Here is a 15099-nt window from a genome sequence, read left to right as displayed (position 1 = left end):
GAAGGATGACGTTGAAAATAAAACTGAGCCCACTTCTTTTATTACCTTTGGTCTTGTTGTTTGCTGTGCCTGCATTGCCTTTTTTCTTTAGCTATGGTGTGTTTATTGCGTTATTTGAACTCGGTGAATTAATTTGGCCGAGTGCTTTGAATGTCAGTGATAACTTATTCCTGACAGTGATGTGGTTATTTGGATTGACGTTTATTATTGCATTGTCGATAGGTGCTGTTCGCTTTCAAGCGAGGCAATATTGGCGGGCAGCTATTATTACATTGGCAGTATTTAGCGTCATTACACTTTTAAATATTCCGTTAAGTTCGGAATCAAACCAACGTTGGCGGGCACAAACACTCATTGAACAGCGTGATTGGCAATTATTCCAGAATGAACAAAACACGGCTGTGAGTGGTGTGTTATCAGGAATTATTTATAACCATGAAGCTAACACTGAAGTTGAAGCGCGATACCATGAATTGCAAGCGCGTATTGATAAGATGGATAAGCTTGCAGAATTAGAGCCACAAAGCGCAGCAATGCGTGCAATATGGCAACCCTTATTGCAAACAAATGCGCCAGTTTCAAACGACGAAATTTTTCAATTACAAAATGCGAGCCAATATTTGCCGCAAGATGGGGCGCTTGCTTTCGCCGTTGGTTTGCTTACATTACGCAAAACTGAGACCGCAGAAGATAGCCTTATTTTCTTTATTCGTGCTATTGCTGCGCAGCCGAATAACGCCACTTATTGGAAAGGTTTGGGGCTTGCATATAGCTTGATAAAAAGCCAAGTCGATAATAGCGATGCGAATTTAAAGAATGCGTATGCTGCACTTATTTTTGCACAATATCTGAGTCTCAGTGATAAATGGTCAGAATCCCCCTCTGAATTATTTGATACGCAAAGCGCCGCAATATTTGTAAAAGAAATTCAACATCTTTCTACAGTGGAACGCCAAAACTTTTTTATCTTGCAGGCAAGGAGCAATATACAGGTATTAGATTGGTTCAGAGAAACCGTGGATGAACAAACACAAGTATTGGCAAAACAACCATTATCAATTAAAGGAATATATGGGGTTGTAGAGCTTGCGACGTACTATGATCGAAGTGACCCTCGTTACCCTGGGAAAATGACGATTAATACAGAGGGAACTGCGATTGTGCCTAGCTCTATTAATGACGTTCGTTACCTTTCGATTAAATATGACATCGATAATGTTACCGCAACTGTTGCGGTAGATGTGAATGAAGAAGGTGTTCCTGCATTCACGTTAATCGATACCACCAGTGGTGTAAAAAATTATGATATCGCAGCAGAATATGCAGTGAGTCAATTACGATTTGAGCCGACAAAGCAGCCAGCTCGCCACCTAGTCACTGTTAGCTTTAAAAGTACGGTGAAAAGCCTGGATGATTATGCGCAAGAAGTTGGGCTTTTAGTGGAGAGCGCCAGTAAGGCTTTAGCAAGGCATAATGAAAAATCGTTCGGATATGTGATCAAAAGACTCGTGAGTTATGTGAATAATACAGTCCCCGCTAAATATACACGCAGCGCTGGTTCATCTTATGAATATTACCAGCAGCAGCAGGAGATCTCAAAAGAGATACGCGCAACATTGCGACAAGCGGATAGCCGTTCTAAATCCAACGGTGAAGCGTGGGAAAGTAACACGCAAAGAGTTCGTTCATTATTACTAAAGTACCCAAATAACATTGAAGTGCTGAGTACAACGGCAAGAATGGAATTAATGCATTTCAATGCGGCGCGCACGTTATTAACCGAAAATAAAGCATCTGCCATAAAAGATGGCTTTGTTGATGATGAGCAACATTGGCGTAATTTACTGTTGAGTGCACGGGCACACTACCTACAAATTATCACCATTAACCCAAACCGCATTGACGCCTGGTTTGCTTGGGGGGTGACGATGATAGATGAAGACCCTGAGTTGGCGGCAGGTGCATTTGCATTAATGCATTATAATGCGGGTAATAGCCTAGATCAGCGTTTGATGGTGGCGCAATCTCGTTTCTTTTTATTTGGTTTGCCTGATGAAACCAAAGCGCGGGTGAATATTATTAATGCGCGTATGGCACTGCTGTATAGTAAAAGTGAATTGCCTGCATCAGCTACAGAGCAGGAACGTCAAGAGCTTGAAGAACAAAAGGCGTTGGCTCAACAAGTGATGCCTGCGGCAGTACCTTTTGTTTCATCCCCCCGCATTTCGCCTACGAGAAATGAAAACCTGACTGACAGAGTGATAGTAAATGTAGATGCTTCGGCTTTTGGTATTCAAGAAAAAACATTGAAACTTCCTATTATCTCAACCGAATTTGTGGGGAATAAGCAAGGTGAAGCAATTTTGAAAATTGATGTACCAAAAGGGGGCGTGCCAAGCTCTATCATGTTACAGCAGAGTAGTGGTGTGGATTATTTTGATGATGACTTAATTTCAGTTGCCTATCAGTGGCGGTTTAATTCAGCGTCTCAAAATAAAGTGTTATTAATTCCAGTGACTTTTAACCAATCCAGCGATGCTTCGCTAAATTATAAGCCATAAAGGAATAAGGAATAGGATGAACCGATCTAAAATTGCTGTGTTACTTGCCTTATTTGGCTCTGCACCTTTGTTTGCACAAAATCTGGATCAACAGTACAGCCTATGGGTGGATGACCAAAAAAGCCAAATTCATTGCTTTGAAGCCAAATCGCCTTTTCAATATTGTTTACAACAATCAGAAGATGGCAAGTTAATTGTTGCGGATAAACATAATCAAGAAGTTTATCAAATTTACTATTTTGATAATTGGCCTGACGAAGCCCAAGAGGGGGTTTATCGTATTCGAAAGGGAAATAAAATTGGTTTTGCAGATGCTGTAACAGGGAAGGTGGTTATTGAGGCAACATATGATTGCGCCTATCCCTTTGAAGACGGCAAAGCTAAAGTTGGGGTAGGGTGTAAAACGCAAACAGATGGTGAACACAGCTGGTGGGTTGGCGGGGATTGGACAACAATCACACTACCCTAAGGGGACTAAGTACTTAGATACGCTTTTTCTGGGTATCTAAGACGTTTTTTACGATTTTCATGATATTTATTTACAATTAATTCGATTTTAACCATATTATTTATATTACTTAACTTATTGAAAAACAGTTGTTATTGTTATGTAGATCACAGTTTTCATCCTGTTAAACCTTCCTTAAAACCATTCACGGCAAAATTCAAACCGCTTAATTCTGTATGGCACCGCTTAGTGTAACTTTAGTCATTTGCAGAGTGTAATTTCTTACCATAGACACCATGGCAGAGCTCAAAATTTTCGATTTAATACAGTTCAACCACTGCCAATTAAAAAACCATCAATGACAAGCAGCACTATGATGTTGTTAGCGTGATGGTAAATACAAAATCAAAGGCATGTTCGTTTTACCTCAGAAGGGTGTTCTATGAACAAAAATGGTATTTTAAAGCACGTTCCGTGGATGATCCTTGGGATCATCGGTGCAATTTGTTTAGGGGTTGTTGCGCTAAGGCGCGGCGAGCACATTAGTGCGCTATGGATAGTCGTCGCATCGGTGGCGGTTTACCTTATTGCTTATCGCTATTACAGCTTGTATATCGCGAAAAAAGTGATGAAGCTGGATGAAACCCGTGCGACTCCAGCGGTCATTAATAATGACGGTTTAAACTATGTTCCAACTAATAAAAATGTCCTATTCGGTCACCACTTTGCGGCAATCGCAGGGGCAGGGCCATTAGTTGGGCCTGTACTGGCAGCGCAAGTAGGGTATTTACCAGGTACGCTATGGTTACTGGCAGGGGTTGTATTAGCGGGTGCGGTACAAGACTTTATGGTGTTGTTTATTTCGTCTCGCCGTAATGGTGCTTCACTCGGGGAAATCGTTAAAGAAGAGTTAGGTCCAATTCCAGGAACGCTAGCACTCTTTGGCTGTTTCCTCATTATGATCATTATCCTTGCCGTATTGGCGTTGATCGTCGTAAAAGCCTTGGCAGAAAGTCCATGGGGTGTATTCACCGTGGTGTCGACGGTACCAATTGCTTTGTTTATGGGGATATACATGCGATATCTCCGACCAGGGCGTGTTGGTGAGGTTTCCGTCATCGGTATCGTGTTGCTGGTGGCATCCATTTGGTTCGGTGGCGTTATTGCTCACGACCCATACTGGGGTCCTGCACTGACATTTAAAGACACTACGATCACTTATGCGCTGGTTGGTTATGCATTTGTTTCTGCACTATTACCTGTATGGCTAATTTTAGCACCTCGTGACTATCTGGCGACTTTCTTGAAAATAGGGGTTATTGTTGGATTAGCGATTGGTATCGTTATTCTAAACCCTGAGTTAAAAATGCCAGCTGTGACGCAATTTGTTGATGGTTCAGGTCCAGTTTGGAAAGGTACGCTGTTCCCATTCCTGTTCATTACCATTGCCTGTGGTGCGGTATCTGGTTTCCACGCCTTAATTTCTTCCGGTACAACACCGAAACTGTTAGCAAACGAAAAAGATGCACGTTACATCGGTTACGGTGCAATGTTAATGGAATCTTTCGTTGCGATTATGGCATTGGTTGCTGCATCGATTATCGAACCAGGTTTATACTTTGCGATGAACACCCCACCAGCAGCATTAGGCATTACAATGCCTAACCTGCATGAATTGGGTGGCCCAGATGGTGCGGCTATTATGGCTCAACTGAAAGATGTTTCTGTTCACGCAGCGGCAACGGTCAGTTCATGGGGCTTTGTGATTTCACCTGAGCAAATCATGCAAACGGCGAAAGATATCGGTGAACCGTCTGTTCTGAACCGTGCAGGTGGTGCCCCAACATTAGCTGTTGGTATTGCATTCGTATTCCACGAAATCATGCCTGCGGCAAATATGGGCTTCTGGTATCACTTTGGTATTCTGTTTGAAGCGCTGTTTATCTTAACTGCATTGGATGCAGGAACCCGTTCTGGCCGCTTTATGCTGCAAGACTTATTGGGTAACTTCGTTCCATTCTTGAAGAAAACTGACTCACTGGTTGCAGGTATCATTGGTACGGCAGGTTGTGTTGGCTTATGGGGTTACTTACTGTATCAAGGCGTTGTTGACCCACTGGGCGGCGTTAAGAGCCTGTGGCCACTGTTCGGTATCTCGAACCAAATGTTAGCCGCAGTTGCGTTAGTCTTAAGTACGGTTGTCCTGATTAAGATGAAACGCAGTAAATACATCATGGTGACAGTATTACCTGCGGTATGGTTATTGATTTGTACCACTTGGGCGTTAGGACTGAAATTATTCAGTGATAACCCGCAGCTTGAAGGCTTCCTGTACTTAGCGAAATCTTATAAAGATAAGATTGCCGCAGGTGGTGCAGAGCTGACAGCACAAGAAATTACTAATATGAATCACATTATTATTAATAACTACACCAATGCTGGCCTGAGTATCCTATTCTTAGTGGTTGTTTACGGTATCATTTTCTATGGTATCCGCGTGGGAATGAAAGCACACAAAAACCCAGAGCGTACAGACAAAGAAACACCATATGTCCCTGTACCGAAAGAGGGCGTGAAAGTTTCATCTACACACTAGTGACCATTCGACACCATCGAGCGGCTAATGTGGCTCGATAACTGAACGGTAGCCCTACATTGTGTGTTCATGATGTAGGGCATTTGTATTTGGAGAGGCTGATGTTTGGAAACCTTGGTAAAACAGGCAAATATTTAGGGCAGGCAGCTCGTATGCTGATTGGTATTCCTGATTATGATACTTATGTTCAACATATGAGTGACAATCACCCTGATAAGCCTGTCATGACTTACAAAGAATTTTTTCGTGAAAGACAAGATGCGCGGTATGGTGGAAGTGGTAAAGGCGGATTCCGCTGCTGTTGATGCTCACAGTGAAACAATGATGCAAAGAGGATAATAATGAAACCAATTAATGTCACAATCCTAACCGGTTTTCTCGGTGCGGGTAAAACCACGCTCCTTAGCCATATTCTTCATGCAGAACATGGGCATAAAATTGCAGTCATTGAAAATGAATTTGGTGAAGTCCCCATTGATAATGCCATTATTGGTGACAGAGCCACACAAATCACTACCTTGAGTAACGGTTGTATTTGTTGTTCCCGTTCAAGCGAATTAGAAAATGCATTATTGGATTTATTAGATGGCCTCGACAGTGGCAAATTGGATTTTGACCGCCTAGTCATTGAATGTACAGGAATGGCAGATCCTGGCCCTATTACGCAGACTTTTTTTTCCCATGACGTGTTATGCGAACGATTTTTATTAGATGGCATTATTACGTTGGTGGATGCAGTTCATGCAGAGAAACAACTGAATGATTTTGCGATTGCTCAAGCCCAAATTGGCTATGCAGACCGAATTTTATTAACCAAAACCGATATCAATCCAGATACTGATGCCCTGTTAGAGCGATTGCAACGTATTAATGCCAGAGCGCCAATTTACCCAGTTATTCATGGCGACATTAACTTACAGCTTTTATTAGATATTGAAGGTTTTTTATTAGACTCGCAACTGAAGGTGAATAAACCGACTTTCCGTTTTGCACCAAAACAGCAAAATGAAGTGGAATCTATTGTCGTGGAATTCGATTACCCTGTTGAATTAATGGAAGTTTCACAGGTAATGGAAGATTTACTGCTCGGCTTTGCGGATAATTTATTGCGTTACAAAGGTATTTTATCCATCAAAGGCGAACCAAAACGTCTGTTATTCCAAGGGGTTCAGCGCCTCTATAGTGCAGACTGGGATAGAGACTGGGAAGTTGATGAACAACGCCGCAGTGTATTGGTATTTATTGGTATTGACCTACCCGAAGATATGATCCGTGAAAAATTCGCCGCCCTAGAAGTTAATTCAAAATAGAACAATTAAAAAAAGAAATTCAAAAAAAGAAATTCAAAAAAAAATTCAAAGTCATTAGCGGCGTAGCAAGGCGGCAAAAGAGCCAATCCCTAGGAGCATACACAAGTATGTGACTAGGGTTGGTGAATGCAGCCAACAACGCTACGGACGAGCTTTTGACGCCATAATCTCAATAATCTGCACATCAGTATGCCTCATTGACCCTGCTGCTAATGCACACAAATTAGCAATCGACTGGTCAACATCATCCGACACAATACCGTCAGATCCTCTCACACAGCTATTATCTAAGGCCATGAGGACAGCTTTATAGGCTGCACTGGCGCTGGTGGAGACTTTCATTGCACAACTGTTTGATGCACCATCACAAATCATCCCGCTGACATCACCAATCATGCTGGAAATCGCCATTGCGACGACTTCATAGCGTGATTCCAATAGCCATGCAATCCCAGCCGCTGCACCCATAGCAGCGGTTGTTGCCGCACACAGTGCAGATAACGCAGGTAACTGATTATGAATATAAATAGCCATTAGGTGGGATAACATCAACGCACGAGCCAACTGTTCTTCAGAGGATTGTAAATAGTCTGCAGTTACCACAACAGGCATGGTTGCGGCAATACCTTGGTTACCTGAGCCAGAGTTGCTCATTGCAGGTAAAACCGCGCCGCCCATACGGGCATCGGATGCGGCAGAGGTGCGGATCATAATTTCGGACATTAAGTCTTTCGATAACAAACCACGATCACGCTGAGTTTGCAACGTTTTCCCAATATGTAGGCCATAGACATTACGCAGACCTTCTTGGGAAAGGGCTTCATTTAGCTGGGCGGCTTCTAAAATAAAACGGATATCGTCTAATGGGGCTTCAGTTGCAAATTGGTAGACGGACTTTGCGGTAACGGGCGGTAAAGGGATATCTGCTGCACAATCAACAGGAAGATCCTCTAGGGGTTTTCTTGATAAGGTATCAAACACAGTTTCATTATTATGGGTTATCTTCACAATGTTGGTATGTGAACCCGTGATAATCACAGTCGCTGAGCCTGTTTGGGTATGTACCGTCGCTTCGGAATAGATAACGTCTTCGCAAGGGTGTTTGATATCAACAGTCACTAGTCCTTGTGCTAACATAGTTTTACTCAATGCAATGGCATCGGCCGAAGCGGATTTTAGAACCTCTAAACCCGCATCCGCATCGCCGCCAACCGCACCTAAAGCGGCAGCGATAGGTAACCCTACCATGCCTGTACCTGGCACCGTGACACCCATACCATTTTTCATCAGGTTGGGGGAGACAAAGGCACAAACGCGAGTGATGTCACCGTCAAGGAAGGACGCTGCTTTTGCTGCAGCGTAAGCCAGTGAAATTGGCTCGGTACAACCTAAAGCTGGCTTAACTTCTTGTTTTACCGCATTGATAAAATATTGCCAAAGTAATGGTTGTGATTGCGCATGCATGGCAGCTTCCCTTAATGAAATCTTCTTTGATTTTATTATTTTAAACAACCTGTTGGAGAAAAACTTCACTATGTTTGGGGATATATTGGGGAGAGGGAGAAAAAAAATCTCCAAATGTTGAGATAAAAATAAAATATTTTTAAATTTGAGCTTTGTCACAAAAATCCTGCCTATAAAACAGGGCAGGACATTGTGATTGTTTTACCGATTAACTCTCTACATCAAGGCGTTTACTTTGCCATTTCCGTGAGCGCCAGCGCCATGCATTAGTTAAGCCACGCAGCCATTCATCGGCAAAGAAGCCGAGCCAAATTCCCAGCAAGCCCATTTCCATTTTTATCCCTAAAAAATAGCCGAGTGGAATCGCCACTCCCCACATAAAGATAATGGCAGTACATAATGGGAAGCGCGCATCCCCAGAGGCACGTAACGCATTCACCATGACAATATTAATGGTGCGCCCTGGCTCTAAAAATACTGAGAGTAAAAATAAGGGTAATAAGAGATCGATAATACCTTGGTCATCGGTAATGTTGTTTAGAATAGGATCGCGAAGTAACCAGAAAGCAATAACAACACCGATAGTGACATAAAAGCCCATTTTTAGACTCTTGATACCGCGAATATAGGCATCTTGGAAGCGTTTTGCGCCAACCAGATGACCCACCATGATCTCATTACCTATACTGACAGAAATACCAAACAGCATGATAAATAAAGATAATTGGAAATAAAGCGTTTGCGCAGCGAGGGAAGTTTCTCCCATTAACCCAATAAAGGCAGATGCTGTCATAAAATGTAAAATCCACACAAGGTTTTCCCCCGCTGAAGGTAAACCGATATGCAAAATTTTACCGAGCATCTTACGTGACCAATGAATGAGCATCATTGGGACAAACTTTATTCGTAACCCATAGAATAATAAGCAGAAAAGTAAGATGACAGCAACAATACGTCCGACTACGGTTGACCATGCCACACCTTCTAAACCATATTGTGGCAAGCCAAAGAAACCATAAAGCACAATGATATTACCAACAACAGTAATCAGGTTGGCAATCAATGTTACCCACATGGCAGGCTGTGCTTTGCCATAAACCCGTAAACATGCCGCTAAAATAATGGAAATTGCTTCAGGAATTAAACAAATCCCTAAAATACGTAAATAAGTATAACCATCCGCCATTAAATGGGATGGCATATTCATGATTTTTAGGATGGTATAGCCAAAGAATACCGCGACTAATGCACTGGAAAAACCCAGAATAAAGTTAAAGGCGATGGAGATGTGAATCGCTTGGCTGGCTTTTTCACGGCGGCCTGCCCCTAAATATTGTGCGATAACCACACTGCATCCCACACTAATAAAGTTAAAAATAGTGATAAAAAGATCAAAGACTTGGTTACCTACTCCCATTGCAGCAAGGTAAGCCGTCGATACATGGCTAACCATGTAAGTATTAATTAATAATGTGGCCAAATGCAGAAAAATATCGATAAAAATTGGCCAGCTGAGCGAAAAGAGTGACCGCTCAGTCACATCAGACTGATGCATTGAGAACCTTTATATATTTATGAGAATTAAGAATAGTCGTTTGAACTGGGAATTCTACATGGAATTCATTAATGAAAATAGGGTTAAAATGCCCCCAATTTCGTAAAGTGAATGTTTTGTTTACTTTTAATTAATCTGTTAGATTTAATTTCGCTATAAATTAATTAATAAGCAACATCAGAACTGTATAGGAGTAAAAATGACAAAAATTAAAGCAGCAATAGTGGGATATGGCAATATTGGCCATTATGCGCTAGAAGCTGTTCTGGCCGCTGATGATTTTGAGCTTGTTGGTATCGTTCGTCGCAATACACAAGATATCCCTGCTGAACTTGCTTCGTATAAAGTCGTCGATGATATTGAAAAACTAGGGAAAGTGGATGTTGCGCTCCTGTGCTCACCAACCCGTGCAATCGGGCCACTTGCGGCAAAAATTTTAGCATTAGGCATCAATACTGTTGATAGCTTTGATGTGCATTCAGACATTGTGGCGCTGAAAAGAAGCCTCGATGATGTTGCCAAGCAGCATAATAGCGTCGCCGTTGTCTCAGCTGGCTGGGATCCAGGTTCTGACTCTATCATGCGTACTTTAATGTTAGCCATGGCGCCAAAAGGGGTGACTTACACCAATTTTGGACCAGGTATGAGCATGGGGCACAGTGTTGCGGCAAAAGCGATTGATGGCGTGAAAGATGCGTTATCGGTAACGATTCCATTAGGAACTGGGGTACATCGCCGTATGGTGTACATTGAATTAGACGCAGGCGCAAAATTTGATGATGTTGCTCAAGCGATTAAAGCGGATAGCTATTTTGCTTCTGATGAAACCCATATTCGCCAGGTCGATAGCATTGACGCATTAAAAGACGTTGGGCACGGTGTACACATGACGCACAAAGGCGTTTCGGGTGCTACACACAACCAATTGTTCGAATATTCAATGCGTATCAATAACCCTGCATTAACATCACAATTTATGGTTTCAGCTGCGCGCGCTTCAATGAAGCAGGCGGCGGGTGCTTATACTGTAATTGAAATCCCACCGGTGAATTTCCTGCAAGGTGATTTAGACACATTGATTGCCAAACTCGTCTAATTACGCTTCTATTTGTGGCATGAAACGTTAAGTTCATGCCATCTTGCTGATGTTTTTTACACTTTATCTTGGTTGTACTTTGTCATTCGGATTTTGGCCACTATTTATTTTTTGCGTTATCAAGTAGCTTATTCAGAAAGTAAAATTGATAATCTGGAGTGAGATCATGGTTAAGCCGTCAGGGAATGAGCAATTAAAAACAGGAGAAAATAAAAATCAAGGTTTCTTCCCAAAACAACCCTCAGTGAAAAGTGTGAAAGAAAGCTCGCACTCTTTTAGCCTTATTCGTGCTTTTTCTAAAATAATTAATTACGGTTTTTCCCTTTTCTATGTTGGGTTTATTTTATCCGTTTGGTTCTTTCCTGAGTACTACACTGTGGAAATTATTTATAACCTGACCATTATTCTAATTTTTGAATTTATTTTGATTCACTCTGGCGTCTTTATGGCGGTATTTCGTGATTGGCGAATATTAACCTTATTTGCGCTTTTCTATGGCTTATTTGCATTGGTAATTAATATGTCAGTATTAGGGGATTCACCCTTGATACTTTATTTATATAGTGCGACAGTCGCGAACCGGATGCTATTTGGTTTAACCAGCCGCAGCGAACAAGAACGCAATGAAAATATGGGCTATTCAGCACTAATGGCGCTCAATTTTATGTTTTGTATTTTTCTCGTATTAATTTTATCTTTCCTTGTGCCTTATGGTGGATTAACACCTGAGTATTTGCGGTCTATTGGTTATTACGCCAGTATTTCCACGGGGGGAGAGTTTCCTGACAAGCCTCATGTCGCTTTTGCGTTTGGAGTGCTCTATTTTGGGTTACCCATTTTTATGGCTTGCTTAATGAATTTCTTGTGTAAAGGTCACTCTATTTACCGAGAAAAAGGAAAATAAGTTCGTGGCAAGGAAGATAAGAAACAAAAAAAATACCAATAAGCATTCATCATCATTCTCAGTAAAAGGGAAACGCCATTTTATTGCATCAGGTAAACCTCAAGGTGTTATGCACTTTCTACCTTCGCTGGTGGATCACGGCTTAACTATTTTTTATATCGGTTTTTTATTGTCTTTGTGGTTTTCCCCTGATTGGTCAGGTGTTGAAGTGGTTTACAATATGGTATTGATACTGTTGTTTGAGTTTATTCTAGTGCATATGGGCACAATGATGGCAGTACTTCAGCGTGGTTTTTTCTTTATTTTTGTGGCCGCTATTTTAGGTGGCGTGGCTTATATTTTTCATACTACGCAAATTAATTCTTCCGCCATTCTTTATATTTACGCGGCTACGTTAATAAACCGAATTATTATTGGGCGTCAGCAAGGGAATGGGTTTGATAATTTTAATGCCTTCGATGAAGGGATTGCTAAATTACGTCATTATGTTGCGTGTTTTATTATTGCTGTATTTTTAACGCATTATTTGCCTGAAGGGGGGCTTACGGATCAATACCTTGAAGATAATAACTATTATGGCATGTTAAAAATGACAGGGATGACGGAAAAACCGCTTATGATTATTCAATTCGGTGTTTTGTATTATTCAACATCGCTACTTTGGGTTTTGTGGCGTTTTTTAAACCCAAAAAAGAGATAAAAAAAGCGCCTATCGAAATAGGCGCCTGGTGTTGGCAAAAAATAAAAAAATTAACGTGTTATTGATTTAAATTGCTGTGTAGTCTTTGTTAGTGCGACTTCGGTAGGTAAACGCTCCATTGAACTTGCACCATAAAAACCATGGCAGTCAGGGCAGTTTGCTAAAATATACTCGGCATCTTCAGGTGTTGCGATAGGGCCGCCGTGGCAAAGGACAATGACATCATCACGCACCGCTTTAGCTGCTTTTGCCCATTCATTGATAAGAGGTACACAGTCTTTGAGCGTTAGTGCTGTTTCGGCACCAATATTCCCACCTGTTGTTAAACCCATATGTGGCACAATGATATCCGCACCTGCTTTGGTCATTTCAACAGCATCATCAGCACTAAAAACATACGGAGTGGTCAATAAATCTTTTTCGTGTGCCATGCGGATCATATCTACTTCTAGGCCATAGCCCATTCCCGTCTCTTCCAAATTAGCGCGGAAATTACCATCAATCAGGCCAACGGTCGGGAAGTTTTGCACGCCCGCAAAGCCTGTCGCTTTGATGTCATCTAAAAATTTATCAAACTGGCAAAATGGGTCAGTACCGTTAACACCTGCAAGAACAGGAGTGTGCTTAACAACAGGCAAGACTTCTTTTGCCATGTCCATAACGATTTCATTGGCATTGCCATAAGCGAGCAAGCCTGCAAGTGAACCACGACCCGCCATGCGGTAACGGCCTGAGTTGTAGATAACGATTAAGTCAATGCCACCAGCTTCTTCACATTTTGCGGATAAACCTGTACCAGCACCACCGCCGATAATTGGTTCTCCACGAGCAATCATTTCTCTGAATTTTTTCAATAACTCTGCGCGGTTATGTTTCATATTAACCTCTATTATTTGTTCAAAATTTCCTGGTGTAGCTGAATAACCTGTTCACAAAAATCTTGGGAATTTATGTGGTGAGGACTCAAAATAAGCTGTCTTTTTTCTGTTATTATCAAATTTTCTGTCAGTGCATCGATAAACGCTTGGTCCGCAATAGGATCCCAGAACGGTGCACCTTCGGTATCTAATGCGGAAAACCCTGATGTTGGAACAATAAAACGGATTTCGCCATCACAGCGATTTAATCTCTCAGCAATCCAACGACCCATTTGTTGGTTTTCTTCTTTGGTTGTTCTCATCAATGTGACTTGCGCATTGTGATGGTAAAATAAGCGCTCTTGGTATTTTTCAGGTACTGTGGCGGGGCGACCAAAATTCACCATATCCAACGCACCACAAGACATGACGCAAGGTATTTGTGTACGTTGAATGGCACCAAAACGGTCTTCATCACAGGCTAAAACGCCACCAAATAAATAGTCACACACTTCTGTTGTCGTCATATCCAGCACAGAATGCAGTAATTGACTATCAATCAGTTTTTCCATCGCTTTACCACCACTCCCCGTGGCATGAAACACGAGGCAGTCGTATTGCTCTTCTAATTGTGCGGTAAGTTGTTGAACGCAAGGTGTCGTTACGCCAAACATAGTTAGGGCGATGGCAGGTTTGATATCAATATTTTCTTCTTCTTCTTGGTTAAACCAGACGGCACCTGCTATTTGATTTGCTGCGTTTTTTAACACTTTACGAGAAATAATATTTAATCCTGAAACATCGGTGACTGAGTACATCATCGAGATGTCACTTGCACCGATATAACCTGAGATATCCCCAGACGCCATAGTGGAGACCATTAACTTAGGAATACCAACAGGGAGCACTTGCATTGCAGGGGTGATTAATGCGGTTCCGCCCGAGCCCCCTAAACCAAGGATTGCCGCGACATCAGTTTGTGCAGCAAGGTAAAGGCTAAAAGCGTGAGCCATCGCCTCAATCGCTTTGCCACGGTCACCACAAAAAACCGCATCCACACCAAGAGGGTGAAAGCTTGCGATGGTGTGTGCGCTGACATCTGCCTCTTTTTCTAATTGCGTTGGTTGAGTGGTTAAATCAACGGTGCGAACAGCTAACCCAGCGCTTTTAATTAATTCACTGACATAAAATATTTCAGCACTTTTGGTATCCAGCGTTGTGGCAATATAGATAAAACCAGGGTGTTTTTTCATATAAAAATCCTTTCAGATTAGAGTTCGCGTTGAATTTTTCACCGTAATGAGACTATAGTATCATTTTTTGCGTTTGTAAAATGAGATTGCAGTCTCATTTTGGGTTTATTGAAGAAACAATTAGTTGATATTATGCATATCATATTGATAAAACATCAGAAATATTATTAGTGCTTTGTATCATAGGGTTGCTAAATTTGTGATAGGGATACAATATTTAATTGTATATACAGGATAGTTTGGGAGATTAAACATTTAACGGTATGTCACTGAGAAGGATAACTTATTTTTGCTTGTGTTTTCTCAGTATTATTGACTAGACTTGATGTAAGAGACAGTATTTTAAGGATAAATA

Annotated in this window: 12 protein-coding genes; 8 read left to right on the top strand and 4 right to left on the bottom strand. The window is 41.7% G+C overall.

Annotated elements, in window-relative coordinates:
- The first annotated feature begins 11 nt into the window (after nt 1-11).
- The 5 genes from AABS66_RS16245 (at nt 12) to yjiA (ending at nt 6915) form a co-directional block, all read left to right on the top strand.
- Nucleotides 12-2561 (top strand): energy transducer TonB family protein, encoded by a 2550-nt coding sequence (locus tag AABS66_RS16245; protein ID WP_430225177.1) that lies wholly within the window; start codon nt 12-14, stop codon nt 2559-2561.
- A 16-nt stretch (nt 2562-2577) separates the two neighbouring features.
- Nucleotides 2578-3030 (top strand): WG repeat-containing protein, encoded by a 453-nt coding sequence (locus AABS66_RS16240; RefSeq protein WP_206082978.1) that lies wholly within the window; start codon nt 2578-2580, stop codon nt 3028-3030.
- 421 nt (nt 3031-3451) lie between these two features.
- Nucleotides 3452-5605, top strand: a complete 2154-nt coding sequence (locus tag AABS66_RS16235) for a carbon starvation CstA family protein (protein WP_206082977.1) — start codon at nt 3452-3454, stop codon at nt 5603-5605.
- Between the two features lie 101 nt (nt 5606-5706).
- Entirely contained in the window at nt 5707-5910 is a 204-nt protein-coding gene (locus AABS66_RS16230) for a YbdD/YjiX family protein (protein ID WP_004260586.1), read from the top strand.
- 36 nt (nt 5911-5946) lie between these two features.
- Entirely contained in the window at nt 5947-6915 is a 969-nt protein-coding gene (gene yjiA / locus AABS66_RS16225; RefSeq protein ID WP_206082976.1) for a GTPase, read from the top strand.
- Between the two features lie 141 nt (nt 6916-7056).
- Here yjiA and AABS66_RS16220 read toward each other — a convergent pair whose 3' ends face one another.
- Nucleotides 7057-8379 (bottom strand): serine dehydratase subunit alpha family protein, encoded by a 1323-nt coding sequence (locus AABS66_RS16220; protein ID WP_430225176.1) that lies wholly within the window; start codon nt 8377-8379, stop codon nt 7057-7059.
- Nucleotides 8380-8587: 208 nt separating this feature from the next.
- A complete protein-coding gene (locus AABS66_RS16215) occupies nt 8588-9934 on the bottom strand; it encodes an MATE family efflux transporter (RefSeq protein WP_206082974.1) in 1347 nt (448 codons plus the stop codon).
- 199 nt (nt 9935-10133) lie between these two features.
- Between AABS66_RS16215 and AABS66_RS16210 the strand changes: the two genes are divergently transcribed.
- The 3 genes from AABS66_RS16210 (at nt 10134) to AABS66_RS16200 (ending at nt 12634) form a co-directional block, all read left to right on the top strand.
- Nucleotides 10134-11030, top strand: coding sequence for a diaminopimelate dehydrogenase (locus tag AABS66_RS16210; protein WP_206082973.1), 897 nt, complete (start codon nt 10134-10136; stop codon nt 11028-11030).
- A 166-nt stretch (nt 11031-11196) separates the two neighbouring features.
- Nucleotides 11197-11934 (top strand): hypothetical protein, encoded by a 738-nt coding sequence (locus AABS66_RS16205; protein ID WP_430225175.1) that lies wholly within the window; start codon nt 11197-11199, stop codon nt 11932-11934.
- A 4-nt stretch (nt 11935-11938) separates the two neighbouring features.
- Nucleotides 11939-12634: a hypothetical protein gene (locus AABS66_RS16200; protein ID WP_206082971.1), complete on the top strand. Its 696-nt coding sequence runs from the start codon at nt 11939-11941 to the stop codon at nt 12632-12634.
- A 50-nt stretch (nt 12635-12684) separates the two neighbouring features.
- Here the strand turns inward: AABS66_RS16200 and AABS66_RS16195 are convergent, their stop codons facing one another.
- Both AABS66_RS16195 and AABS66_RS16190 read right to left on the bottom strand, forming a co-directional pair.
- Nucleotides 12685-13512 (bottom strand): phosphoenolpyruvate hydrolase family protein, encoded by an 828-nt coding sequence (locus AABS66_RS16195; RefSeq protein WP_206082970.1) that lies wholly within the window; start codon nt 13510-13512, stop codon nt 12685-12687.
- 11 nt (nt 13513-13523) lie between these two features.
- Nucleotides 13524-14744 (bottom strand): Tm-1-like ATP-binding domain-containing protein, encoded by a 1221-nt coding sequence (locus tag AABS66_RS16190; protein WP_206082969.1) that lies wholly within the window; start codon nt 14742-14744, stop codon nt 13524-13526.
- Nucleotides 14745-15099: the final 355 nt, after the last annotated feature.

The sequence above is a fragment of the Providencia sp. SP181 genome (assembly GCF_050446505.1).
Lineage (GTDB): Bacteria > Pseudomonadota > Gammaproteobacteria > Enterobacterales > Enterobacteriaceae > Providencia > Providencia vermicola.
Note: the sequence above shows the minus strand (reverse complement) of the source record. Positions and strands in the feature narration are given on the sequence as shown.

What these genes read in the sequence shown, in the direction of transcription:
- AABS66_RS16240 (WP_206082978.1), top strand. Translation starts at nt 2,578, where the DNA reads ATGAACCGATCTAAAATTGCTGTGTTACTTGCCTTATTTGGCTCTGCA.
- AABS66_RS16210 (WP_206082973.1), top strand. Translation starts at nt 10,134, where the DNA reads ATGACAAAAATTAAAGCAGCAATAGTGGGATATGGCAATATTGGCCAT.
- yjiA (WP_206082976.1), top strand. Translation starts at nt 5,947, where the DNA reads ATGAAACCAATTAATGTCACAATCCTAACCGGTTTTCTCGGTGCGGGT.
- AABS66_RS16205 (WP_430225175.1), top strand. Translation starts at nt 11,197, where the DNA reads ATGGTTAAGCCGTCAGGGAATGAGCAATTAAAAACAGGAGAAAATAAA.
- AABS66_RS16195 (WP_206082970.1), bottom strand. Translation starts at nt 13,512, where the DNA reads ATGAAACATAACCGCGCAGAGTTATTGAAAAAATTCAGAGAAATGATT.
- AABS66_RS16215 (WP_206082974.1), bottom strand. Translation starts at nt 9,934, where the DNA reads ATGCATCAGTCTGATGTGACTGAGCGGTCACTCTTTTCGCTCAGCTGG.
- AABS66_RS16230 (WP_004260586.1), top strand. Translation starts at nt 5,707, where the DNA reads ATGTTTGGAAACCTTGGTAAAACAGGCAAATATTTAGGGCAGGCAGCT.
- AABS66_RS16220 (WP_430225176.1), bottom strand. Translation starts at nt 8,379, where the DNA reads ATGCATGCGCAATCACAACCATTACTTTGGCAATATTTTATCAATGCG.
- AABS66_RS16235 (WP_206082977.1), top strand. Translation starts at nt 3,452, where the DNA reads ATGAACAAAAATGGTATTTTAAAGCACGTTCCGTGGATGATCCTTGGG.
- AABS66_RS16190 (WP_206082969.1), bottom strand. Translation starts at nt 14,744, where the DNA reads ATGAAAAAACACCCTGGTTTTATCTATATTGCCACAACGCTGGATACC.